General features: G+C 72.4%; 19 protein-coding genes. 15 read left to right on the top strand and 4 right to left on the bottom strand.

The window, feature by feature from the left end; genetic code table 11:
- Positions 1–153: 153 nt before the first annotated feature.
- The 7 genes from HW130_RS08210 (at position 154) to HW130_RS08240 (ending at position 10,357) form a co-directional block, all read left to right on the top strand.
- Entirely contained in the window at positions 154–882 is a 729-nt protein-coding gene (locus HW130_RS08210; protein WP_177148771.1) for a VIT1/CCC1 transporter family protein, read from the top strand.
- A gap of 419 nt (positions 883–1,301) precedes the next feature.
- Positions 1,302–5,861, top strand: a complete 4,560-nt coding sequence (gene gltB / locus HW130_RS08215; protein ID WP_177148772.1) for a glutamate synthase large subunit — start codon at positions 1,302–1,304, stop codon at positions 5,859–5,861.
- A complete protein-coding gene (locus HW130_RS08220) occupies positions 5,854–7,314 on the top strand; it encodes a glutamate synthase subunit beta (protein ID WP_177148773.1) in 1,461 nt (486 codons plus the stop codon). Before gltB ends, HW130_RS08220 begins: the two co-directional genes overlap by 8 nt.
- A 358-nt stretch (positions 7,315–7,672) precedes the next feature.
- Positions 7,673–8,416 carry a VWA domain-containing protein gene (locus HW130_RS08225; protein ID WP_177148774.1) on the top strand — a complete coding sequence of 248 codons (744 nt, stop codon included), beginning with the start codon at positions 7,673–7,675 and terminating at the stop codon, positions 8,414–8,416.
- Positions 8,413–8,994: a HutD family protein gene (locus HW130_RS08230; RefSeq protein ID WP_177148775.1), complete on the top strand. Its 582-nt coding sequence runs from the start codon at positions 8,413–8,415 to the stop codon at positions 8,992–8,994. The genes HW130_RS08225 and HW130_RS08230 overlap by 4 nt, the downstream gene beginning before the upstream one ends.
- A gap of 122 nt (positions 8,995–9,116) precedes the next feature.
- Positions 9,117–9,590 (top strand): pyridoxamine 5'-phosphate oxidase family protein, encoded by a 474-nt coding sequence (locus tag HW130_RS08235; RefSeq protein ID WP_177148776.1) that lies wholly within the window; start codon positions 9,117–9,119, stop codon positions 9,588–9,590.
- A 152-nt stretch (positions 9,591–9,742) separates the two neighbouring features.
- On the top strand, positions 9,743–10,357 hold the full coding sequence (locus HW130_RS08240; protein WP_177148777.1) for a TetR family transcriptional regulator: 615 nt from the start codon (positions 9,743–9,745) through the stop codon (positions 10,355–10,357).
- Positions 10,358–10,612: 255 nt separating this feature from the next.
- Here HW130_RS08240 and HW130_RS08245 read toward each other — a convergent pair whose 3' ends face one another.
- Complete coding sequence (locus HW130_RS08245) at positions 10,613–11,455, bottom strand: hypothetical protein (protein WP_177148778.1); 843 nt, start codon at positions 11,453–11,455, stop codon at positions 10,613–10,615.
- A 215-nt stretch (positions 11,456–11,670) separates the two neighbouring features.
- Here HW130_RS08245 and HW130_RS08250 point away from each other — a divergent pair, with 215 nt between their 5' ends.
- From HW130_RS08250 to HW130_RS08265, 4 genes are all read left to right on the top strand, one after another.
- Positions 11,671–11,874: a cold-shock protein gene (locus tag HW130_RS08250; RefSeq protein WP_020871138.1), complete on the top strand. Its 204-nt coding sequence runs from the start codon at positions 11,671–11,673 to the stop codon at positions 11,872–11,874.
- 88 nt (positions 11,875–11,962) lie between these two features.
- The gene (locus HW130_RS08255) at positions 11,963–13,579 is read left to right on the top strand and encodes a DEAD/DEAH box helicase (protein ID WP_177148779.1); all 1,617 of its coding nucleotides are present in this window, start codon (positions 11,963–11,965) and stop codon (positions 13,577–13,579) included.
- Positions 13,580–14,052: 473 nt separating this feature from the next.
- Entirely contained in the window at positions 14,053–14,445 is a 393-nt protein-coding gene (locus HW130_RS08260) for a ribonuclease domain-containing protein (RefSeq protein WP_177148780.1), read from the top strand.
- Between the two features lie 38 nt (positions 14,446–14,483).
- Positions 14,484–14,870 carry a barstar family protein gene (locus HW130_RS08265; protein ID WP_177148781.1) on the top strand — a complete coding sequence of 129 codons (387 nt, stop codon included), beginning with the start codon at positions 14,484–14,486 and terminating at the stop codon, positions 14,868–14,870.
- Between the two features lie 24 nt (positions 14,871–14,894).
- On the opposite strand, the gene HW130_RS08270 is transcribed toward HW130_RS08265, so the two are convergent.
- Both HW130_RS08270 and HW130_RS08275 read right to left on the bottom strand, forming a co-directional pair.
- Complete coding sequence (locus HW130_RS08270) at positions 14,895–16,523, bottom strand: ankyrin repeat domain-containing protein (RefSeq protein WP_177148782.1); 1,629 nt, start codon at positions 16,521–16,523, stop codon at positions 14,895–14,897.
- Positions 16,524–16,546: 23 nt separating this feature from the next.
- The gene (locus HW130_RS08275; RefSeq protein WP_177148783.1) at positions 16,547–17,455 is read right to left on the bottom strand and encodes a hypothetical protein; all 909 of its coding nucleotides are present in this window, start codon (positions 17,453–17,455) and stop codon (positions 16,547–16,549) included.
- 258 nt (positions 17,456–17,713) lie between these two features.
- Here HW130_RS08275 and HW130_RS08280 point away from each other — a divergent pair, with 258 nt between their 5' ends.
- Positions 17,714–18,433, top strand: coding sequence for a trypsin-like serine protease (locus HW130_RS08280; RefSeq protein ID WP_256355974.1), 720 nt, complete (start codon positions 17,714–17,716; stop codon positions 18,431–18,433).
- A 139-nt stretch (positions 18,434–18,572) separates the two neighbouring features.
- Here HW130_RS08280 and HW130_RS08285 read toward each other — a convergent pair whose 3' ends face one another.
- Positions 18,573–20,327, bottom strand: a complete 1,755-nt coding sequence (locus HW130_RS08285; RefSeq protein WP_177148914.1) for a beta-galactosidase family protein — start codon at positions 20,325–20,327, stop codon at positions 18,573–18,575.
- Positions 20,328–20,492: 165 nt separating this feature from the next.
- Here HW130_RS08285 and HW130_RS08290 point away from each other — a divergent pair, with 165 nt between their 5' ends.
- The 3 genes from HW130_RS08290 to pepN all read left to right on the top strand — a co-directional run bounded on the left by HW130_RS08290 (position 20,493) and on the right by pepN (position 24,323).
- Positions 20,493–21,380 (top strand): AraC family transcriptional regulator, encoded by an 888-nt coding sequence (locus tag HW130_RS08290; RefSeq protein ID WP_177148784.1) that lies wholly within the window; start codon positions 20,493–20,495, stop codon positions 21,378–21,380.
- 11 nt (positions 21,381–21,391) lie between these two features.
- Entirely contained in the window at positions 21,392–21,718 is a 327-nt protein-coding gene (locus HW130_RS08295) for a chorismate mutase (RefSeq protein WP_177148785.1), read from the top strand.
- A 115-nt stretch (positions 21,719–21,833) separates the two neighbouring features.
- Positions 21,834–24,323 (top strand): aminopeptidase N, encoded by a 2,490-nt coding sequence (gene pepN, locus HW130_RS08300; RefSeq protein ID WP_177148786.1) that lies wholly within the window; start codon positions 21,834–21,836, stop codon positions 24,321–24,323.
- The last annotated feature ends 267 nt before the right edge of the window (positions 24,324–24,590 follow it).

The following is a 24,590-nucleotide window of genomic DNA, read 5'->3' on the forward strand; positions in this document are numbered from 1 at the left end:
CCAGAGAAACGTTTCTGTCACCCGGCTTGCCCCACCCTCCCGGTCCGGGTAAGTAAAGCCTGCCTTGCTGGCGCGCCCCTTACATCCTGCGTATTTTCGTGGGTGTTGAGGGGGCGCGGGCCCGTCGGGTCCGCTGTCGGAGAGGGGAGAGCTGTGTCCATCATCGAAACCGAGGCCACGCTTCACGAGGCGCACCGCGACAATCACACGCACCGTGACGTGAGCGGCGGCTGGCTGCGCCCGGCGGTGTTCGGCGCGATGGACGGGCTCGTGTCCAACCTCGCCCTGATGACCGGCGTCGCGGGCGGAGCGGTCTCGCAGCAGACGATCGTCATCACGGGACTGGCCGGACTCGCGGCGGGAGCGTTCTCGATGGCCGCGGGCGAGTACACCTCCGTGGCCTCGCAGCGAGAGCTGGTCCAGGCCGAACTCGACGTCGAGCGGCGGGAGTTGCGCAAGCACCCGGTCGACGAGATGGAGGAGCTCGCCGCGCTCTACGTCGCCCGCGGCGTCGAGCCCGCGCTCGCCCGCGAGGTGGCGATGCAGCTCTCCCGGGACCCCGACCAGGCGCTGGAGATACACGCCCGCGAGGAGCTGGGCATCGATCCCGACGACCTGCCCTCGCCCACCGTCGCCGCCGTCTCGTCCTTCGGGTCGTTCGCGCTCGGTGCGCTGCTGCCGGTCCTGCCGTATCTGCTCGGTGCGAGCGCCCTGTGGCCGGCCGTGCTGGTCGCCCTCGTCGGGCTCTTCGCCTGCGGCGCGCTGGTCGCCCAGGTCACCGCCCGCAACTGGTGGTACAGCGGGCTGCGCCAGCTCGCGCTGGGCGGGGCCGCCGCGGCCGTCACGTACGGTCTGGGCATGCTCATCGGCGGCGCGGTCTGACCCCGACCATGCGGAATCATCCCCACCGGCCCAAGTCAAGGGCCGGTGCGGTGGCATTTTCGGGCTCTATCACGGACCCTGTGACGTACGTCCTCTCCTCGAACAGGCCTCGGGATGAGACACTATGCACAGCGCTACATAAGTAGCCGTTACCCGGCGGTTTCAATGCCGTAATCGCGGGGCATGAGCCGTAGGCGCTGCAGGCAACGAAGCCCGCACCTGCGACGGTCCTCCGAATCCCGATCTGTCCGGTCCGTTCGGCTGTGACCCACCCTTCACCGCTTGGCGCGGTGTCCGCATGCTGGAATGAGCTATTCGCTTTCCGAGAAGCACTCCATCATGTAACCTGCACGAAATTTCGCGGAGGGCCAACGTCGTCCCTCGGCACTGCACATGCCACGACGACGACGGGAGAGCCGATGCGTTCCGACGCCTGGTCGCCCATGGACGGTCGCCCCGCCCCCCAGGGGATGTACGACCCCCGTAACGAACACGACGCCTGCGGTGTCGGGTTCGTGGCCACCCTCACCGGTGTAGCCAGCCATGAGCTGGTCGAGCAGGCGCTGACCGTACTGCGGAACCTCGAGCACCGAGGCGCCACCGGATCCGAGCCGGACTCCGGCGACGGCGCCGGCATCCTGATGCAGGTACCCGACGCCTTCCTGCGGGATGTCGCCGGATTCGACCTCCCCGAGGCCGGCTCCTACGCCGTCGGCATCGCCTTCCTTCCCGCCGACGGCTCCGCACAGGCCGTCTCGCGGATCGAGACGATCGCCGCCGAAGAGGGCCTGAACGTCCTCGGCTGGCGTGAGGTCCCCGTCACGCCCGACCTTCTCGGCAACGGCGCCCGCACCACCATGCCCGCCTTCCGTCAGCTCTTCGTCGCCGACGGCACGAGCAGCGGCATCGCGCTGGACCGCAAGGCCTTCGTCCTGCGCAAGCGCTCGGAGCGCGAGGCCGGGGTGTACTTCCCCTCCCTCTCCGCCCGCACGATCGTCTACAAGGGCATGCTGACCACCGGCCAGCTGGAGCCCTTCTTCCCGGACCTGTCCGACCGGCGCTGCGCCACCGCTGTCGCGCTCGTCCACTCCCGGTTCTCCACGAACACCTTCCCGAGCTGGCCGCTGGCCCACCCGTACCGCTTCGTCGCGCACAACGGCGAGATCAACACGGTCAAGGGCAACCGCAACTGGATGCGCGCCCGTGAGTCCCAGCTCGCGACCGGACTGTTCGGCGAGGGCGCCCTGGACCGGATCTTCCCGGTCTGCACCCCCGATGCCTCCGACTCCGCCTCGTTCGACGAGGTCCTGGAGCTGCTCCACCTCGGCGGGCGCTCGCTGCCGCACTCCGTGCTGATGATGGTCCCCGAGGCGTGGGAGAACCACGACTCCATGGACCCGGCCCGGCGCGCCTTCTACCAGTACCACTCCACGATGATGGAGCCCTGGGACGGCCCGGCCTGCGTCACCTTCACCGACGGCACGCAGGTGGGCGCCGTGCTGGACCGCAACGGTCTGCGCCCCGGCCGGTACTGGGTCACCGACGACGGACTCGTGGTCCTGTCGTCCGAGGTGGGCGTGCTGGACATCGACCCCGCGAAGGTCGTCCGCAAGGGCCGCCTGCAGCCCGGCAAGATGTTCCTCGTCGACACCGCCGAGCACCGCATCATCGAGGACGACGAGATCAAGTCCGCCCTCGCCGCCGAGGCGCCCTACGCCGAGTGGCTCGAGGCCGGCGAGATCGAGCTCGAGGACCTCCCCGAGCGCGAGCACATCGTCCACACCCACGCCTCGGTCACCCGCCGCCAGCAGACCTTCGGCTACACCGAGGAGGAGCTGCGCGTCATCCTGGCGCCGATGGCCCGCACCGGGGGCGAGCCGCTCGGCTCGATGGGCACCGACTCGCCGATCGCGGCCCTCTCCGAGCGCCCGCGGCTGCTGTTCGACTACTTCACCCAGCTGTTCGCGCAGGTCACCAACCCGCCGCTGGACGCCATCCGCGAGGAGCTCGTCACCTCGCTGTACTCCTCGCTCGGCCCCCAGGGCAACCTGCTGGAGCCGACCGCCGCGTCCTGTCGCAGCGTCACGCTGCCCTTCCCGGTGATCGACAACGACGAGCTGGCCAAGCTCATCCACATCAACGCCGACGGCGACATGCCGGGCATGACCGCCGCCACGCTCGCCGGCCTCTACCGGGTCTCCGGCGGCGGAGACGCGCTGGCCGCCCGGATCGAGGAGATCTGCGCCGAGGCGGACGCCGCCATCGAGAACGGCGCGCGCCTGATCGTGCTCTCCGACCGGCACTCGGACGCCGAGCACGCGCCGATCCCGTCGCTGCTGCTCACCTCCGCCGTGCACCACCACCTCATCCGCACCAAGCAGCGCACCCAGGTGGGTCTGCTGGTCGAGGCCGGCGACGTCCGCGAGGTGCACCACGTCGCGCTGCTCATCGGCTACGGCGCCGCCGCGGTCAACCCGTACCTGGCCATGGAGTCCGTCGAGGACCTGCTGCGCGCCGGTACGTTCATCGAGGGCATCGAGCCCGAGAAGGCCATCCGCAACCTGATCTACGCCCTCGGCAAGGGCGTCCTCAAGGTCATGTCCAAGATGGGCATCTCCACGGTCGCCTCCTACCGCGGCGCGCAGGTCTTCGAGGCCGTCGGCCTGGACGAGGCGTTCGTCGAGAAGTACTTCAACGGCACCGCCACCAAGATCGGCGGCGCCGGTCTCGACGTCGTCGCCAAGGAGGTCGCCGCCCGCCACGCCAAGGCGTACCCGGCCTCCGGCGTCCCCTCCGCGCACCGCGCGCTGGAGATCGGCGGCGAGTACCAGTGGCGCCGCGAGGGCGAGCCGCACCTGTTCGACCCCGAGACGGTCTTCCGCCTGCAGCACGCCACGCGCAACAAGCGGTACGACATCTTCAAGAAGTACACGGACCGTGTGAACGAGCAGTCCGAGCGGCTCATGACGCTGCGCGGCCTGTTCGGCTTCAGGAGCGACCGCGAGCCGATCTCCATCGACGAGGTCGAGCCGGTCAGCGAGATCGTCAAGCGCTTCTCCACCGGCGCCATGTCGTACGGCTCCATCTCCAAGGAGGCGCACGAGACCCTCGCCATCGCCATGAACCAGCTGGGCGGCAAGTCCAACACCGGTGAGGGCGGCGAGGACCCGGAGCGCCTGTACGACCCCGAGCGCCGCTCGTCCATCAAGCAGGTCGCCTCCGGCCGCTTCGGCGTGACCAGCGAGTACCTGGTCAACGCGGACGACATCCAGATCAAGATGGCCCAGGGCGCCAAGCCCGGCGAGGGCGGCCAGCTGCCCGGCCACAAGGTCTACCCCTGGGTCGCCAAGACCCGGCACTCCACACCGGGTGTCGGTCTGATCTCGCCGCCGCCGCACCACGACATCTACTCCATCGAGGATCTCGCCCAGCTGATCCACGACCTCAAGAACGCCAACCCGGCCGCGCGCATCCACGTGAAGCTGGTCTCCGAGGTCGGTGTCGGCACGGTCGCCGCGGGTGTCTCCAAGGCGCACGCGGACGTCGTCCTCATCTCCGGCCACGACGGCGGTACGGGCGCTTCCCCGCTCACCTCGCTGAAGCACGCGGGCGGCCCCTGGGAGCTCGGCCTCGCCGAGACCCAGCAGACGCTGCTGCTCAACGGCCTGCGCGACCGGATCGTCGTGCAGACCGACGGCCAGCTGAAGACCGGCCGCGACGTCGTCATCGCCGCGCTGCTCGGCGCCGAGGAGTTCGGTTTCGCGACCGCGCCCCTCGTCGTCTCCGGCTGCGTCATGATGCGCGTGTGCCACCTGGACACCTGCCCGGTCGGCATCGCCACGCAGAACCCGGTGCTGCGCGAGCGGTTCTCCGGCAAGGCCGAGTTCGTCGTGAACTTCTTCCAGTTCATCGCCGAAGAGGTCCGCGAGATCCTCGCCGAGCTGGGCTTCCGCAGCGTCGAGGAGGCCGTCGGCCACGCCGAACTGCTCGACACCACGCGCGCCGTGAACCACTGGAAGGCGCAGGGCCTCGACCTCGCCCCGCTCTTCCACGTGCCCGAGCTGCCCGAGGGCGCCGTGCGCCACCAGCTGATCGAGCAGGACCACGGCCTGGAGAAGGCCCTGGACAACGAGCTCATCGAGCTGGCCGCCGACGCGCTGAACGCGGCGAGCGCCGAGGATGCCCAGCCGGTGCGCGCGCAGGTCGCGATCCGCAACATCAACCGCACCGTCGGCACCATGCTCGGCCACGAGGTGACGAAGAGGTTCGGCGGCGCGGGTCTGCCCGACGACACCGTCGACATCACGTTCACGGGCTCCGCGGGCCAGTCCTTCGGCGCCTTCGTGCCGCGCGGCATCACGCTGCGCCTGGAGGGCGACGCCAACGACTACGTCGGCAAGGGCCTGTCCGGCGGCCGGATCGTCGTCCGTCCGGACCGCGGCGCCGACCACCTCGCCGAGTACTCGACCATCGCCGGCAACACCATCGCGTACGGCGCGACCAGCGGCGAGCTGTTCCTGCGCGGCCGCACCGGCGAGCGGTTCTGCGTCCGCAACTCGGGCGCGACCGTCGTCTCCGAGGGCGTGGGCGACCACGGCTGCGAGTACATGACCGGCGGCCACGCGGTGGTGCTCGGCGAGACGGGCCGCAACTTCGCGGCCGGTATGTCCGGCGGCATCGCGTACGTGATCGACCTCGACCGGGACAACGTCAACTCCGGGAACCTGGAGGCGATCGAGGCCCTGTCCGACGCCGACAAGCAGTGGCTGCACGACGTCGTGCGCCGCCACCACGAGGAGACGGGCTCAACCGTCGCCGAGAAGCTTCTCGCCGACTGGACCGCGAGCGCGGACCGGTTCAGCAAGATCATCCCGACCACGTACAAGGCAGTGCTCGCCGCCAAGGACGCCGCTGAGCTCGCCGGTCTCTCCGAGCAGGAGACCACCGAGAAGATGATGGAGGCGGCGACCAATGGCTGACCCCAAGGGCTTCCTGACCACCGGGCGCGAGGTCGCCAAGACCCGCCCCGCCGAGGAGCGCGTCAAGGACTGGAACGAGGTCTACGTCCCCGGCTCCCTGCTGCCGATCATCAGCAAGCAGGCCGGCCGCTGCATGGACTGCGGCATCCCGTTCTGCCACAACGGCTGTCCGCTCGGGAACCTCATCCCCGAGTGGAACGACTACGCCTACCGCGAGGACTGGTCCGCCGCGTCCGAGCGGCTGCACGCGACCAACAACTTCCCGGAGTTCACCGGCCGGCTGTGCCCCGCTCCCTGCGAGGCGGCGTGCGTGCTGGGCATCAACCAGCCCGCCGTCACCATCAAGAACGTCGAGGTCTCCATCATCGACAAGGCGTGGGACTCCGGTGACGTGACCCCGCAGCCACCGGAGCGCCTGTCCGGCAAGACCGTCGCGGTCATCGGCTCGGGCCCGGCGGGCCTGGCCGCCGCCCAGCAGCTGACCCGGGCCGGCCACACGGTCGCCGTGTACGAGCGCGCCGACCGCATCGGCGGCCTGCTGCGGTACGGCATCCCCGAGTTCAAGATGGAGAAGGTGCACATCAACCGGCGCATCGAGCAGATGCGCGCGGAGGGCACCAAGTTCCGCACCGAGATCGAGATCGGCCGTGACATCGACGCCGCGAAGCTGCGGCAGCGGTACGACGCGGTCGTCATCGCGGCCGGTGCGACCGTCTCGCGCGACCTGCCCGTCCCGGGCCGGGAGCTCAAGGGGATCCACTTCGCGATGGAGTACCTGCCGCTCGCCAACAAGGTGCAGGAGGGCGACTTCGTCGCTCCTCCGATCACCGCCGAGGGCAAGCACGTCGTCGTCATCGGCGGCGGCGACACCGGCGCGGACTGCGTCGGCACGGCCCACCGGCAGGGCGCGGCGTCCGTCACGCAGCTGGAGATCATGCCGAAGCCGGGCGAGGAGCGGTCGGCGGGGCAGCCGTGGCCGACCTTCCCCATGCTCTACAAGGTCACCTCGGCGCACGAGGAGGGCGGCGAGCGGGTCTACTCCGTCTCGACCACCCACTTCGAGGGCGACGAGGACGGCAACGTCCAGTTCCTCCACCTCGTCGAGGTCGAGTTCGTCGACGGCAAGCTGGAGCAGAAGCCGGGGACGGAGCGGAAGATCCCCGCGCAGCTGGTCACCCTCGCCATGGGCTTCACCGGCACGGACCGGGCCAACGGTCTGGTCGAGCAGTTCGGCCTGGAGCTCGACGAGCGCGGCAACATCGCGCGCGACGCCGACTTCGCGACGAACGTCGACGGTGTGTTCGTGGCGGGCGACGCGGGCCGCGGCCAGTCGCTGATCGTGTGGGCGATCGCCGAGGGCCGCTCGGCGGCACGCGGAGTCGACCGCTACCTGACGGGGGCGAGCGAACTGCCCGCCCCGATCCGCCCGACGGACCGTGCGCTCACGGTCTGACGCGGATCCCCTGATCGTCCCGTACAACGGCGTACGGAACTGATCGCGGCGCCTGCCCCTGTCCCCGACCGGACGGGCAGGCGCCGCGGTGCGTCCGGGCCCGGGGCGGTTGCCCCGGGCCCGCTGCGCGGGGGCGCTGCCCCCGCGGGCCCCACCTGCCGTGCTCGGCGCCCGGCCCGGTGCCGGCGGGGCCGTGTGCGCCTGCCGGGGCTCTGCCCCGGACCCCGCGCCTCAATAGCCGGCGGGGCTGGATCGTGCCGGTCGGCCGGGGGATTGGGCGCGGACGCCGGGAAGGTACCCTCGGCACGATCTCCCCGCGCACCTGCCCACTCGCACGGCACGACGAACGGAGCGCCGCATGGCCCTCGCCGGCACCACCCCGGGCCCGGCCATCAGCCTCCGCAAGGTCGAGGAGCGGGCTCCCGCGCTCGTGAGCCTCTACAAGTCCGCCGGCGTCAGTCTCCACAAGCACGGACTGCACGGGCAGCGCGCCGCCGTCTATCTCGTCCTCGACTACTCCGGGTCCATGAAGGAGTACTACCGGGACGGCAGCGTCCAGGCGCTCGCCGACCGGGTCCTCGGGCTCTCCGCCAACCTCGACGACGACGGCCGCGTCCCCGTCGTGCTCTTCTCCACGGACGTCGACGCCGTCACCGACATCGCCCTCGACCGCCACCACGGCCGGGTCGACGAGATCGTCGCCGGCCTCGGCCACATGGGCAGGACCAGCTACCACCTGGCCATGGACGCCGTGATCGACCACTACATCGACAGCGGGTCCACCGCCCCGGCGCTGGTCGTCTTCCAGACCGACGGCGGCCCGATCAACAAGCTCGCCGCCGAACGCTACCTGTGCAAGGCGGCACGGCTGCCCCTGTTCTGGCAGTTCATCGGCTTCGGCAACAAGCGCAGTTCGCAGTTCGACTTCCTGCGCAGGCTCGACGAACTCGCCGTCCCCGCCAGGCGTCCCGTCGACAACGCCGGCTTCTTCCACGCCGGGTCCGACCCGCGCCAGGTGCCGGACACCGAGCTGTACGACCGGCTGGTCGGGGAGTTCCCGCACTGGCTCGCCGCCGCCCGCGCCCAGGGCATCGTCCGGTGACCGTGCGCGTCCTGCGTGCCGCGGGCCGCACCGCCGTGCCGTGGAAGAACGGCGGCGGCGTGACCAGGGAGATCGCCGCCTCGCCCGAGGGTGCGCCGATGGACGCCTTCGACTGGCGCATCAGCCTCGCCGACGTCGCGGCAGACGGCCCCTTCTCCGCGTTCCCCGGAGTGGACCGCACCCTCACCGTCGTGGAGGGCCCGGGCATGGACCTCACCGTCGGGGGCGAGAGGCTGCTCGTCGACGAGCGGTTCGTGCCCCGGGACTTCCCCGGCGACCGCGCCACCGACGGCCGGCTCCTCGGCGGCCCGGTGGTCAACTTCAACGTCATGCACCGCCGCGACCGCGCCGACGTCGTCACCGCGGTCGTGCGGGGCAGCCTGCCCCTCGTCGTCCCGGACGGCTCGGTCGTCGTGGTCGTGGCCCTGTGGGGCACGACGGTGCTGGAGGCCGGGCGCCCCGCAGCCGGGCGCGTCACGCTCGGCCGGTACGACGCGGCCGTGGTGGACGGCCATGCGGGCGTCCTGCGGACGGACGGCGACGCGGCGGTGGTCACGATCCGCGTCCCGGCCGCCTGAGCCCCCACCCGGGCGACCGCTGCCCGCCCGGCGTTCCAGGCCGCCGGGCCGAACGCGGTCCGTCCGGATGACGCCGCCGAAACCCGACAGAAGATGTCCGGTTTCCCTGGTGGGATGAGGTCATGACCTTCGCCCCCTGGTCCGCCTTCCGGACCGCCGAGCCCGCCTTCGCCGAGACCGTCCAGCACCGCTTCGAGCGCTACAGGCACCATGTGCTCGCCACCCTGCGCAAGGACGGATCGCCCCGCCTGACCGGCCTGGAGGTGGACTTCCGCTTCGGTGAGCTGTGGCTCGGCATGATGCCCTACTCCCGCAAGGCGCAGGATCTCCAGCGCGATCCGCGCTTCGCCCTGCATGCCAATCCGGGGGCCGACGACTCCATGGACGGCGGTGACGTGCGCGTCTCCGGGCGGGCGGTCGAGGTGACCGACCCCGAGGAGGTGGCGCGCTTCGCCGCCGAGGCCGAGCCGCCCGAGCCCTTCCACCTCTTCCGGGCCGAGCTAGGCGAGGTGGTGCGCACCTGTGTCGAGGGCGACGAACTCGTCGTGCGGACCTGGCGGCCGGGCGCGGAGGTCAGGACGATGCGGCGTCGCTGACCGGCGTCTTCGCCGGACAGCACCCGCGTCCGGCGCACCGGCGGGCTGCCCCACGCGTCGATCCGGCTACGCGTCGTCCCTGACCGGCGAGGGCGTCTGAGTCAGCAGCCGGCATGTGTAACGGGACGGACGGGCGGGACGACAATGGACGCGTGCCCCCGACGAAGAAGAACCAGGTGAACCCGGCCCCGCCCGAGCGGCGCGCCGAACTCCTCGCCACGGCGGCCGAGGTGTTCGCCGCACACGGCTACAACGCGACCACCGTCCGCCGCATCGCCGACGAGGCCGGCATGCTCGCCGGCAGCCTCTACTACCACTTCGATTCCAAGGAGTCGATGCTCGACGAGATCCTCTCCACGTTCCTCGACGAGCTCTGGGCCGGGTACGACGCCGTGCTCGCCGCCGGCCTCGGACCGCGCGAGACCATCGAGGCGCTCGTCACCGAATCGTTCCGCGAGATCGACCGGCACCGGGCGGCCGTCGCCATCTACCAGAAGGAGTCCCGGCACCTGGCCGCGCAGCCGCGCTTCGGCTATCTCGCCGAATCCCAGGCCAAGTTCGAGAAGGCCTGGCTCGGAACGCTGGAGCGCGGCGTCGCGGAACGCGTCTTCCGCGCCGACCTCGACGTCCGGCTCACCTACCGCTTCGTGCGCGACACCGTATGGGTCGCCGCGTCCTGGTACCGGCCGGACGGACAGCACAGCCCCGAGGAGATCGCCCGCCAGTACCTGTCGATGGTGCTGGACGGTATCGCCGTACGCACCTGATGGAGGCGCGGGGGTCCGGGGGCGGAGTCTTCGGCAAGATCCGGAAGAGAGGGCCTAGTCTAGGGCCTCTCGTTTGGATCATGCCGGGCTCGCGGGCCCTGGCACGCACGCTCGCCGCGTTGTCGTCGGTCGCCATGGCTCCGCCATTGTCTCCCTCCTCCGCCTTGCGATCGCACGCACCAGACCCTCCCCCTACGCCCTGCGGGCGTGGGGGGACCCCCACTCACTGATCCGGCCTGATCCAAACGAAAGACCCTAGGTCCCGGCCGCCGGCAGGCCTATCGGGTTCGGGAAGCGCAGCGCATCCGCGCACGCCCGCGACAGCGGCGTCAGCGTCTTCAGCAGCTCATCGGCCGCCCCCGCCCCCACCGCCGCCCCGTCCGTCGCCGCCTCCACCGCGCGGTGGACCTCGCGGCCGGCGTCCGTCGCCGTACCGTCCGGTCCCAACAGCCCGCGGTCCGTCAGGCGTTGGCAGGCCGCCGACCACTGCTCGTCCGACCACCCGCGGTGCGGCTGGAGTTCGGAGCGCGGCAGGTCGATACCCGCCCGCAGCGCCAGGATCTCGCAGCCGTCGAGCCCCGCTGCCTCCAGCGCCGCCACATGCCCGTCCCCGCGGTGCTCGCGCAGGAGCGTGGCGCAGTGCCACAGCCGGTCGACCGGGTCGTCGGGCCAGGGCAGACCGGCGTTCGCCGCGGCCAGTGGACGGCCCCCGACGTCGAGGTCCCGGGCGTACGGGGTCAGGAGCTCCGCGGCCCGGGCGGTCTCCGTCTCCAGGCCGGCGAGCAGGCGGCGCAGCGCCGCCCGCGCCCCCGAGCGGCGCACGGCGAGCGCCTCCGCGGGGGAGACCCGGTCCCACACGGACGGCAGCGCGCGGGCCGCCATCGCGGGGGCGAACGAGAAGAACGCCGCCACCACCGGCCCCGGGCCGACCGGCCCCAGCGGCGCGGCGCGCCCGGCGAAATAGCCGCGCCAGAATCCGCGCAGCCCGGCCTCCTCGAAGGCGGCGTGGGACTCGGGCGCGAAGTAGGTGACGGCGTGGACGGGTTCGATGAGGGACCAGAGCGTACGGGGGGTGTTCTTGGTCGTGTCCATGTCCATGGAGAGATTCTGCCCGAGGGATCCCGACCTTCACCGCCGATACGTGCTACGGTGAAGGCGTTGCAGTTTTGGTACCCATGAACTTTGTGTGCGCCTGACGGGAATGCTTCCTCAGGCGCATGTTTTGTTTCCGGCACTCTCCGGATGGGGTCAATGCAGCGACAGGGAGTCCACGCAGTGTGGATTCTCGGCTTGCCCCGTTTTAGGAGAATGACATGGCAACTGGCACCGTGAAGTGGTTCAACGCGGAAAAGGGCTTCGGCTTCATCGAGCAGGACGGCGGCGGCGCCGACGTCTTCGCCCACTACTCGAACATCGCCACCTCGGGCTTCCGCGAGCTCCAGGAAGGCCAGAAGGTCACCTTCGACGTCACGCAGGGCCAGAAGGGCCCGCAGGCGGAGAACATCGTCCCGGCCTGATCGCTGGACGTACACCTCGGCCGGGGCCCGCACCGCACGGTGCGGGCCCCGGCTCGTTCTGTCCACAGGGACCAGGAAGGCACTGCCTATGAACCGCTCCGAACGTCCGGTACGCAAGCGACCGGCAGGCACCCGCGCCACCTCGCGTGCCAAGGCCCCGGCGAAGGGCGCCGCGAAGTCCGCCGCCCGCCGGCCGGTCGCGCCGCAGGAATTCACGCTGCCGGAAACCGTCACCCCGGCGCTGCCTGCCGTCCAGGCGTTCGGTGAGCTGGACATGCCGGCCGCCCTGCTCAAGACCCTGGACGCACAGGGCGTCACCGCTCCCTTCCCCATCCAGGCGGCGACTCTGCCGAACTCCCTGGCCGGACGGGACGTCCTCGGCCGCGGCCGCACCGGCTCGGGCAAGACGCTCGCCTTCGGGCTCGCGCTGCTCGCCCGCACCGCGGGCCGGCGCGCCGAGCCGAAGGCGCCGCTGGCCCTCGTCCTCGTTCCGACGCGCGAACTGGCGCAGCAGGTCACCGACGCGCTCGCCCCCTACGCGACCTCCGTGCAGCTGCGGCTCGCCACAGTCGTCGGCGGGCTGTCGATCAACAAGCAGGCGGGATCGCTGCGGCGCGGCGCCGAGGTGCTCGTGGCGACGCCCGGCCGGCTGATCGACCTCGTCGAACGCGGCGACTGCCGCCTCGACCAGGTGTCCGTCACGGTTCTCGACGAGGCCGACCAGATGGCCGACATGGGCTTCATGCCGCAGGTCACGGCGCTGATGAAGCAGGTCGAGCCGGACGGCCAGCGGATGCTGTTCTCCGCGACGCTGGACAAGAACATCGACCGGCTGGTGCGGCTGTACCTCAGCGACCCCGTCGTGCACTCCGTCGACCCGTCCGCCGGTGCGGTGACGACGATGGAGCACCACGTGCTGCACGTCGCCGACGAGACCGACAAGAAGGCCGTCGCCGTACGCATCGCAGCCCGCGACGGCCGGGTGATCCTCTTCGTCGACACCAAGCGGACCGCCGACCGATTCGCCAAGCGGCTACTGGCCAGCGGCGTGCCCGCGGCGGCCCTGCACGGCGGCCGTTCGCAGCCGCAGCGCAACCGCACCCTGGACCAGTTCAAGAACGGTCAGGTCACCGCGCTGGTCGCGACGAACGTGGCGGCCCGGGGCATCCACGTCGACGACCTCGACCTGGTCGTCAACGTGGACCCGCCCGTCGATCACAAGGACTATCTGCACCGCGGCGGTCGCACCGCCCGTGCGGGTGAGTCCGGCAGTGTCGTGACGCTGGTGCTGCCCGAGCAGCGCCGCGAGATGACGCGGCTGATGGCGGATGCGGGGATACAGCCCCGGACGGCCAGGATCAAGTCCAGCGACGAGGAGCTGGTGCGCCTCACCGGGGCGCGGGAGCCGTCGGGTGTGCCGGTCACGATCGAGGTCCCGCAGCCGCCCGCGCCGGCCGCGAAGCCGTCGTCGGCGTCCCGCCGACGCCGCCCCGCGCCGCGCCACCGCACGGACGCCCCACGGGCGTCGCGCGACGACTCCCCGACGACGCGGGCACGCGGCCGCGGACCTGCGCAGGGCGAGACGGGCGGCCACGGTCGTGCGCGTGCGCAGGGCGAGTCGGGTGGCCACGGTCGTGCGCGTGCGCAGGGCGAGGGGCGCGGGCGTGGGCGTGCGCGTCGCGGGGGCGGCGGCGCGGGGGCCTGACGGGACGTTTCCCCACCGCCCTCCCCCCACGGCCCGGCGGCCGTGGGAGGGCCCATCCCGAACCGGGGCTCCGCCCCGGGCTCCTGCACCGCTCTTCGCGCGGTGTCCTCGAAGTCCCCGCGGCCTGGCGCCCGTTGAGGGGAACCCCGGACGGGGCTGGAACATCCAGCCCCGTCGGCGTGTGCGGCGCGAGGTCCGGGACGGAGCCCCAACGGCAGGCGGCCGGGCCCGCCGCCTGCCGTTGGGGCCCGGTGGACGCCGGACGAGGCGGGCGGAGCCGTACGGAAGCTGCTCGCGCAGGCGGCCGAGCCGGCGCCGGAGTGCGGGGCGCGGTGATGCTGTGCGGGGTTCGCGACCGCCCCGCGGACGACGCGTGAAGGCTCGCGGGAGGATAGTCCGGAGCCGGTGAACTCGCGGGAAATTCGGCCCAGTTGTCGTTGACGGGGCCCGGTCTACGCGCATCAATGGTTGCCATGCGAATCCCCCCACGAATAGCCGCGGCCGGCGGTGTCGCCGCCCTCGTCTCGACCCTTCTCCTCGGCGGCCAGGCCGCCACCGCCGCTCCTGCGTCCTCGGCGGCGGTCGGCGAGATCTGCTACTCCGCCCTGCCCTCCCAAGCGCACGACACGCTCGACCTGATCGAGCAGGGCGGGCCGTTCCCCTACGAGCAGGACGGCACCGTCTTCCAGAACCGCGAGGGCATCCTGCCGTCGCAGTCGTCCGGCTACTACCACGAGTACACCGTCGTCACGCCGGGTTCCCCCACACGCGGCGCGCGGCGGATCGTCACCGGAGAGGCGGCACAGGAGGACTACTACACCGCCGACCACTACGAGTCCTTCGACCTCGTCGACCACGGCTGCTGACCGCTGAACGGCAGCCCGCCACCGGTATCCTCCGCCCTGTGACGACCACTTATGTGATCGACGGGGCGGAGGTCACCGACCTGGAGAGCTTCTGGACGGTGATCGGCGAAGCGGTGAACGGCCCCGGCGGATACTTCGGCCGCAGCCTGGACGCCCTGGCCGACTGCCTCGGCGGCGGCATGGGCACCCCCGACGACGGCGACTTCGTCGTCGAATGGCACGACCACGAGCTGTCCCGTCGCGCCCTCGGCCGGGAGGAGACCGTACGGCAGCTGGGACTGCGCGCCAGACGTGCGCATCCCGACAACCGCGCCGAGATCCTCGACCGGCTCGCGCGTGCCCGCGCCGGAGCGGGCCCCACCGTCTTCGACTGGATCGTCGCCGTCTTCGAGGAACGCGCGCCGGGCAGACTCCGGCTGTTGTGAGCCTGCGCGGGCGTCCGGCCGGCCCTACGGCCGCCGTGGCAGCGTCGCCTGCAGGCGCCGCCGCAGCCGGTCGTCCCTGATGTGGCGCACCGCGTCCGTCGCCGTACCGTGCGCGGGACTCTCCGGGTCCCCGTCGGCCAGCAGCCTCACCAGCGCACCTTCGGCGCGCGGATCCTGACGGATCGCCAGCCCGCGTGCCGCCTCCGCGGCGGTGTCCGCGTCGGGGTCGTCGATCCGGTCCGCCAGTGCCTCGCGGATCTCCGGGGTGTCGGTGTCCAGCTCGGCCAGCGCCGTCGTGGACCAGTCCCTGACCTCACGGGCCGCGTCCCTGCTGAGAGCGATCAGCGTCGCGACCGCCTCCGCGTGGTCGCCGGGAACCTGTCCGCACAGCGCCAGCGCCACCCGGTGGCGTACCGCCGCGTCCGGGTGCCCGGCGTGCCGCAGGATGTCGTCCAGCGCCGACGGGTCTGCGTGGTGCCCGAGTGCCGTGACCGCCGCCTGGATCAGCTCGGGGTCGCGCGCCTCCCGCGACAGCTCGCGCAGCAGGGGCAACGCCCGCGCCGCGAACGGCCGCACGATACCGTCCGCGTGCCGGGCGTCCCCGGAGCGGGGTGCGTCGCCGTCCTCCTCCTCCCGCACGCCGTCGCCGGCTCCGTCCGTACCGGTGTAGGCGAACCCCAGCTGGCCCAGCACGTCCGCGGCGAACGCCTGGTGCAGCGGGTCGTCGCTCCCGCACCACGCGGCCGCGGCCTGGAACGTCTCCTCGTCGCCGCGCCGCCACAGCGCCGTCACCGACTCGATCCAGTCGTCCCGGTCCGGGTAGCCCTCGCGCAGCGCCCGTTCGGCGAGAGTCGCGTACGGGGTGAGGATGCCGAGTTCCTCCTCCAGGAGGGTGGCGATGGCCCCGTGCCCGGTCTGCTGCTCATTGCCGGCCGCCGGCCTGCCGTCGCGCAGCACCTCCACCACGACCGTCGTCCCGCCGTCCTCGGTGACGCGCCGCGAGACGGTCTCCGCTCCCGGATCGTGGGCCAGCAGCCCCTCCCGCAGGTGCCGCTCCACGTCCAGCGTCAGCCACCGGCGCGCTTCCGCCAGCGCCTCGGCCCGCGCGCTCGCGCCGTACCGCAGCAGCGCCCGCACGGTCGACGGCGACCCCCGCCTGGCCGCCACGACCAGTGGCGGCTCACCGCTCGGACAGGCCAGATCGGGGTCGGCGCCGTGCTCCAGCAGCGCTTCCGCCGTCCCGGCGTGCCCCTGGGCGACCGCCCAGGTCAGCGCGGTGAAGCCGAGCAGTTCCCGCCGGTCCGGCGTGGCACCCGCGGCGAGCAGGGCCCGCACCACCTCGGTGTGCCCGCCGACCGCCGCCCCGCACAGCGGCAGGTCGTCGCTCTCGGGACCGCTCGCCCGGTCGGGGTCGGCGCCCGCGGTGAGCAGCAGCCGGACGATGCCCGCATCGCCCTCCACGGCCGCCAGGTACAGCGGCGTCTGCCCGTCCTCGTCCACGGTCTCGGCCGGTACGCCCGCGCGCAGCAGCCGCACCACGGCGTCGTCGGCGCCGTCGTACACCGCCGCGAAGAGGGCGCGTGCGTCCGCCGCCCGCTCCGCGTCCGCCGTGCCTCCACCCGTGCGGCCCTCGTCCACGTGACTCTCGTCCATGGCACGACCCTACGGAGGGCGGGTCAGGTGTCGCATTCGAGAATCGTCCGGCACAGGCCGCACCTTGCGCGTACCCGCCCCCGTACGGGCACCCGGATGCGCTGGTGGCACGTGGTGCACGGGAAGGAGACCCGCAGCCCTCCGGGGGCCGGCTCGAAGACGTACGCGCCCTCTCCGGCGTGCTGCCGCGAGGGGTCCTCCAGGGCGTGGCGGCGGTCCTTCGCATAGCGGTGGCGGGCGAGGCGGCCTGCCGTGGTGAGCGGCGGGCGGCGTGCGTCGCGCAGTGCCTCCGCGCGTCCGGCGGTGTAGGCGCGGTAGCCCTCGGCGCTGGTGAACCACGGCGAGGGGTCCTCGCCGAAGGCCAGGGCCCGTCCCGCGAGCACGTACCCGAACTCCTCCGGGGTGAGATAGCCGAGCTTCTGGCTGGACACGCCGTCCTCGCGGAACGCGTCCAGCAGCAGCCAGCCCGCGCCGAGGTAGGTCGTCACCGTGTCGGTGAGGATCTCGTTGTCGCGCAGGCCGGGGAAGGAGAGCCCGAGCCGGTGCAGCAGCACATGGGTGATCTCGTGGGCGAGGGCGGCGCCGATGTCGCGCCGGTGCGTGCGGAAGCGGTCGTTCAGTTCGATGAAGTACTCGGGCCCGGCCGCCAGTTCGACGCCGGCCGCGTGGTGCATCTCGCGGAAGCTCACGATCATGCGGGCGTCGGGGAGCCGCAGGTGCCGCACCAGGGCGCCGGCGACCCGCTGGGCGCCCAGATGCAGGTCGTCCCGGTCGTCGAAGGCCACGTCGGCCGGCAGCACGCTCGAGGCGTAGGAGTGCACGCCCTCCGGTGAGAGCCGGCGGTACAGGGCGGTGACCGCCGACCGCACCGTGTCGAGGTGCGGGAAGCCGTGCACCACCTCGCTGCCGTTCGCCACGTCCCGTACCCCCATGCACGACAGTCGACCGCCTTCAACTCTACGGCCGGGCCACGGTCCGCACGCGAGGGCCAGGGCGGATCAATGGCCGGAATGCACGCCTTGTGGGGTCCGCAACCGGGTGCCCATAATCCGGTCACGACTTGTCGGGCGCATGTCATCCCCGCACTGCCGCATGCGCCCGGATCCAGGGCGTACATCCAACCCCCCACGGAAGGCAGTCAGTTGAAGCTTCTGAGCGTGCTCAAGAGATGCGCCGCCGCCGGCGCCGTCATGCTCGCCGCGATCAGCCTCCAGCCCACCTCCGCGTCGGCCGCCACCCCGCCCGTCGTCGGCGGCACCCGTGCCGCGCAGGGCGAGTTCCCGTTCATGGTCCGGCTCTCCATGGGCTGCGGCGGTGCCCTCTACACCAAGGACATCGTCCTGACCGCCGCCCACTGCGTGAGCGGCTCCGGCAACAACACGAGCATCACCGCGACCGCGGGAGCCGTGGACCTGCAGAGCCCCAGCGCCATCAAGGTCCGCTCCACCAAGGTCCTGCAGGCCCCCGGCTACAACGGCTCCGGCAAGGACTGGGCGCTGATCAAGCTCGCCCGGCCGATCGACCTGCCGACCCTGAAGATCGCCGAGACGACGGCGTACAACAGCGGCACGTTCACCGTCGCCGGCTGGGGCGCGGCCCGTGAGGGCGGCCCGCAGCAGCGCTACCTGCTCAAGGCGCAGGTCCCGTTCGTCTCGGACGCCGACTGCGCGCAGGCGTACGACGAACTCATCCCGGGCGAGGAGATCTGCGCCGGCTACAACGAGGGCGGTGTCGACACCTGCCAGGGTGACTCCGGCGGCCCGATGTTCCGCCGGGACAGCGCGGGCGCCTGGATCCAGGTCGGCATCGTGAGCTGGGGCTACGGCTGCGCCAGGGCCGGCTACCCGGGTGTCTACACCGAGGTGTCGGCCTTCGCCTCGGCCATCAAGTCCGCGGCCGCCTCACTGTAGGCGAACCGCACACGGAGCACCGGGAGGGGCGGGCCGGCGGGCCCGCCCCTCTTCGTCCCCGTCCGTTCCCCGCGTCCGTCCGTACCCGCGGGCCGTGCTCCTGCGGGGCCGGGCCCGTGCACGCCCGCTCACGGGGCCGTCAGCGCAGCAGAACCCCGCGGCCGGCCGCGCAGCCCTCCAGCTCCAGCACCCATACCTCGTTCCCGCCCGCGCGCAGCACCGGGCCGGGCACGTACAGCGCCTGCTGCGGACCGTCCGACCGGTAACGGCCGAGGCCGAATCCGTTGACCCACACGAACCCGCGTGTCCAGCCGGGCAGTTCGAGCCAGGCGTCACCCGGCGACGCCACCTGGGCGACGCCCCGGAACAACCCTCTCGTCCCCTCGCCCGGGGGAGCGTCCCGCCACGGCAGCCGTTCGACCGCGTCCGCCGCCTCGAAGGCGTCCAGGCGCAGAGCTCGCGCCCGCACCCCGTGCAGATACTGCCGCTCGTGCAGCACCCCGCCCGTGACGCCCTTGGGCTCGCCGGTCCTGGGGCCGTAGTTCACCCGGCCCCAGGACTCCACCCACAGCTCGACCGCCGCCGGACCCGGCACCGGCTCGGGCAGCGTGGCGTCCTCCCCGTCCAGCACTGCGGCCCGCTCCCCGTCGACGTACGCCACGGCCCGGTCCCGCAGGCCCGACACCCGCAGTGGATACGGCCCGCGCGGCCCCGGGACGTCGAACCGGTAGCGCACCAGGCCGCGGTCCACGTCCAGCTCCTCGAACGTCGGCGGCAGCGGGCCCGACCACTCCGGGCCGCCGAGCGCGTCCAGCACGTCATCGGGCGACGCCCACGCGTCGAGCACCGCTCGCGCGGGCGCGCCGAGGGAGGCGGGCGGCGGCGGCAGATCCGGCAGCGGACCGTCGTGGTACGCGGCGAGCACCTCGCGGAAGCGCCAGAACTTCTCCGTCGGCCGGCCGGCCTCGTCGACCGGTGCGTCGTAGTCGTACGACGTCACGGTCGGCTGGAGCGCCTCGTCCTGCATCGGACCCGACCGGTTCGCACCCGCCCAGCCCGCGAAGTTCGTCCCCCCGTGCGCCATGTACACGTTCACCGAAGCGCCGGCCTCCAGGATCTCCCGCAGGGCCCCCGCCGCGTCCTTCGCGTCCCGGACGACATGCTCCTCGCCCCAGTGGTCGAACCAGCCGCACCAGAACTCCATGCACATCAGCGGCCCCCTCGGCCGATGACGGCGCAGTGCCGCGAACGCCTCGGCCGCCCCTGACCCGAAGTTCACCGTCGCCAGCACCCCCGGCACCGACCCGCCCGTCAGCATGTGGTCCTGCGGCCCGTCGGACGTGAACAGCGGGACCGTCACACCGCAGCCGCGCAGCAGCTCCACCAGGAACCGCAGGTGCTCGCCGTCCGAGCCGTAGCTGCCGTACTCGTTCTCGACCTGCACCATCACCACGGGGCCGCCCTCCGGGAGCTGGCGCCGCACCACCTGCGGCAGCAGCCGGGTGAACCAGCGCTCCACGTGGCCCTCGTACTCTGCGTCCGACGTGCGCACCCGGCGCCCCAGCCGCCCGGTCAGCCAGTGCGGCAGCCCGCCGTTCTCCCACTCGGCACAGATGTACGGCCCCGGGCGGACGATCGCCCACAGGCCCGCCTCCTGGGCCGCGTCCAGGAACCGGCCGAGCGCCCCCTCGTCCGCGCAGCGGCCCGGCTCCGGTTCGTGCAGGTTCCACGGGACATAGGTCTCGACGCAGTTGAGACCCATCGCGCGCAGCATCGCCAGCCGGTGCGCCCACTGCCCCTCGTGCACCCGGAAGTAGTGCAGCGCACCCGACAGCAGCCGCACCGGCCGGCCGTCCAGCAGGAAGTTGCTCTCACCCACCGTGAACTCGGGCACCGGCCCCCCGTTCGTCCTTCGCTCGTTCATCTCGGAACGATCGCCGTCTGGCGTGCGGCCGGTCCATGGACAAAGATCGGCCTTTCTTGGACTGGGGCCCGAGCGGCGGCCTTCCCGATCGGGCGATCCGGCGGAAGGGTCCTGGGGGAGGGAGCGGAAAAGGGCATGTACCACACCTGGATGCGATATTTCACCCCGAGGCCGGTCCATCACCGGCTGGGCCTCGTGTGCCTCGGCGTCGGCCTCCAGCACGGGCAGCTGCCCACCGTGGGCCCGCGCACCCTCGATCACCACGTCGCCGTCGTGATCAGCGCCGGCAGCGGCTGGTACCGCGGCGCCGACGGACGGCGCACCAGCGTCACCGCGCCCGCCCTGATCTGGCTCACGCCCGGGGTCCCGCACCATTACGGGCCCGACCCCGCCGCCGGCTGGGACGAGAGCTTCGTCGACTTCACCGGGCCCGCCACCGCCACCTACACCGAGCTCGGCTACATCGAACCCGACCGGCCCGTCGTGCCCCTGGCCGACGCCGCGGGCGCCCGCGCCGCCGTCGGCCGCATCACCCGCGCCGCCCGCCGCGGCAACCCCCTCCTGGAGGTCGAGACCGGCGCGGCCGTCCACGAACTCCTCGTCGCCCTGCGCCGCGCCCGCGCCGACACCAACGCCGACGGCGACCCCGTCCTCACCGCCCTCGCCCGCGACGCCTTCCAGCCCCTGTCCGTCGCCGAGCACGCGGCCCGCCACGGCATGACCCCCGCCGAGCTGCGCACCGCCGTCCGCCGCGGCGCCGGATGCAGCCCGAAGGACTACCTCCTCGCCATCCGCCTCGGCCACGCCAAGGAGCTCCTCGCGACCACCGACCTGCCCGTGGCGGCCGTGTCCCGCCGCGTCGGCTACGAGGACCCGGCCTACTTCTCCCGGCTGTTCACCCGCCGCGTCGGCCTCGCGCCCATCCGCTTCCGCGAACAGCAGGGACGCAACGTGCCCGGCGGCTGGAGCAACCGCGTCCCGGACCCTGAACACCCCCCGACCATCGTCGGCACCTGGACGTAAGCTCCATGACCATGACCACGAAGGACATCGACGAGAACGTGCGCGCCGAACTGACCCGCCTGCGCGAGAGCATCGACAACATCGACGCGGCGGTCGTGCACATGCTCGCCGAACGCTTCAAGTGCACCCAGCAGGTCGGCCACCTCAAGGCCGAGCACCATCTGCCGCCCGCCGATCCGGCCCGCGAGGCCCGCCAGATCGAGCGGCTGCGCCAGCTCGCGGAGAGCGCGAAGCTGGACCCCGCGTTCGCCGAGAAACTGCTGAATTTCATCATCGCCGAGGTGATCCGCCACCACGAGACCATCGCGGGCGGGCCGCCGCCGGCGCAGGACGAGTAGGGCCGGGGCCCCGCACCCGGGCGCGCGGTGTTCCGCGCACGGGGCGCACAGTGTGCGCTGACAGCGGAACACGCCCCCCTGTGCCCTCCCGGGGCCATCGGGCAGCATGGCCCCCATGTCCGTATTGACGCGCGACGAAGCGCAGACCCGAGCCCAGCTGATCGACGTACACCGCTACACGATCGACCTCGATCTGACGACCGGCGAGGAGACCTTCGACTCCCGCACCGTCATCCACTTCACCGCGCGCGCGGCCGGGGACACCTTCGTCGAGCTCAAGCCCGCGGAGCTGCGCTCCCTCACCCTCGACGGACAGCCGCTCGACCCCGCGGCGCTCGACGGCAACCGCTACGCGCTGACCGCCCTCGCCGCCGGGGACCACGAACTGCGCGTCGACGCGAGCATGCGCTACTCCCGCACCGGCGAAGGCATGCACCGCTTCACCGACCCCACCGACGGCGAGCGGTACGTCTACACGCAGCTGTTCATGGAGGACGTCCAGCGCGTCTTCGCCGCCTTCGACCAGCCCGACCTGAAGGCCGTCTTCGCCCTCACCGTCACCGCGCCCGAGGGCTGGACCGTCCTCGGCAACGGCATCGCGACCCACGACGGCAACGGCCGGTGGACCTGTGCCCCCACACCGCTGCTGTCCACCTACCTCGTCGCCGTGGCCGCCGGCCCCTGGCACTCCGTCCGCACCGAGCACGCCGGGCTGCCCTTCGGCCTCCATGTGCGCCGCTCGCTCGGCGCCCACCTCGACGCCGACGCGGACGAGCTGTTCGAGATCACCCGCCAGTGCTACGACCGGTACCACGAGAAGTTCGAGGAGCCGTACCCCTTCGACTCGTACGACCAGGCCTTCGTGCCCGAGTTCAACGCGGGCGCCATGGAGAACCCCGGGCTCGTCACCTTCCGTGACGAATTCGTCTACCGCTCCGCCGTCACCGACACCCAGCGCCAGACCCGCGCCATGGTCATCGCCCACGAGATGGCCCACATGTGGTTCGGCGACCTCGTCACCCTCAGGTGGTGGGACGACATCTGGCTCAACGAGTCCTTCGCCGAGTACATGGGCTACCAGACGCTCACCGAGGCCACCCGCTTCACAGACACCTGGGTCGACTTCGGCATCGCCCGCAAGGCATGGGGCTACGACGCCGACCAGCGGCCCTCCACCCACCCCGTCGCCCCCGACCCGGACGCCGTGCCCGACACCGCGTCCGCGATGCTGAACTTCGACGGCATCTCCTACGCCAAGGGCGCCTCCGCGCTGCGCCAGCTCGTGGCCTGGCTGGGGGAGAAGGACTTCCTCGCCGGCATCAACATCCACTTCAAGCGGCACAGGTTCGGCAACGCCACCCTCGCCGACTTCATCGACTCCCTCGCGCAGGCCACCGACCGGGACGTGCACGCCTGGGCCGACGTGTGGCTGCGCACCACCGGCGTCGACACGCTCACCCCGACCGTCACCGAGACCGGGGGCGGCTGGACGCTCGGCATCGACCGCGACGGCAGCCGCCCCCACCGCATCACCGTCGGCGCCTTCGACGCCGACCCGATCGAGCCGGACCGCCTGGTCCTGCGGGACCGCTTCGACGTGGACGTACCGCTCACCGAGCACGACGTCCACCCCGGGCGCCGCCCCTCGCTCGTCGTCCTCAACGACGGCGACACCACCTACGCCAAGGTCCGCCTCGACACCGCGTCCTGGGCCACCGCGCTCCGCTCCCTCTCCGGCATCCCCGACCCGCTGACCCGCGCCGTCGTGTGGAACGCGGCACGCGACATGGTCCGCGACGGCGAACTGGCGCCCACCGCCTACCTGGAGGCCGCCCGCGCCCACCTCCCCCGGGAGACCGACCTCGCCGTCGTCCAGGGCGTCCTGGCCTTCGCCGCCGGGCAGATCACCGACTGCTACCTGCCCGCGGAGCAGCGCCCCGCCGCGCTCGCCACGCTCACCGACACCTGCCGGGCCCTGCTGCGCCACACCGAGGACGGCAGCGACCCCGGCCTGCGCCTGACCGCCGTGCGCCACTTCATCGACGCCGCGTCCCAGCCCGCGTCGATCCAGGAGTGGCTCGCCGACGGCAGCGTCCCCGGCGGCCCCGAACTCGACCCCGAGCTGCGCTGGCGCATCCTCACCCGCCTCGCCGTCCTCGGCGCGGTCGGCGAGAAGGAGATCGCGGCCGAACTGGACCGCGACCCGAGCGCGACGGGCCAGGAGGGCGCGGCCCGCTGCCGCGCCGCCCTGCCGACGGCTCAGGCGAAGGCGGAGGCCTGGTCCCGGCTGTTCGCGTCGGACGACCTGTCGAACTACCTGTTCACAGCGACGGCCCAGGGCTTCTGGCAGCCCGAACAGGCCGCGCTCGTACGGGAGTACGTCCCCCGCTACTACCCCGACGCCGTCGCCCTCGCGGCCCGCCGCGGCCCGGCGATCGCGGAGGCCGCGGGCCGGTACGCCTTCCCGCTCCACGCGGTGGACGCGAAGGCGCTGGCCCTGGGCGAGGACTGCCTGCGCGAGGCGTCCCCGATCCCGGCTCTCCGCCGCAAGCTGGTGGACCAGCTGGACGACCTGTCGAGGGCCCTGCGGATCCGCGGCGCGTGACGCCCCGTCGGGGACTCCGCGCGCGCATGCGCCGGCGCCCCCGTCGGGCTCCGCCCCGAACCCCGCGCCTCAATCGCCGGCGAGGCTGCACTGCAGCCCGTCCGGGGGTTCCTCCCACGGCCGCCAGTCCGCAGGGGGAGTTCGAGGACACCGCGCGAAGCGCGGTACGGGTCCGGGCGGAGGCCCGGTTTCACCCAATACCCCTTCCGCTCCGGATCGTTGAGCCTCCCGGGCGCGCCCCCGCCCCGCCCTGATCCGTTGCGAAGG

This window comes from Streptomyces sp. PKU-EA00015 (genome assembly GCF_013387495.1).
Taxonomy (GTDB): domain Bacteria; phylum Actinomycetota; class Actinomycetes; order Streptomycetales; family Streptomycetaceae; genus Streptomyces.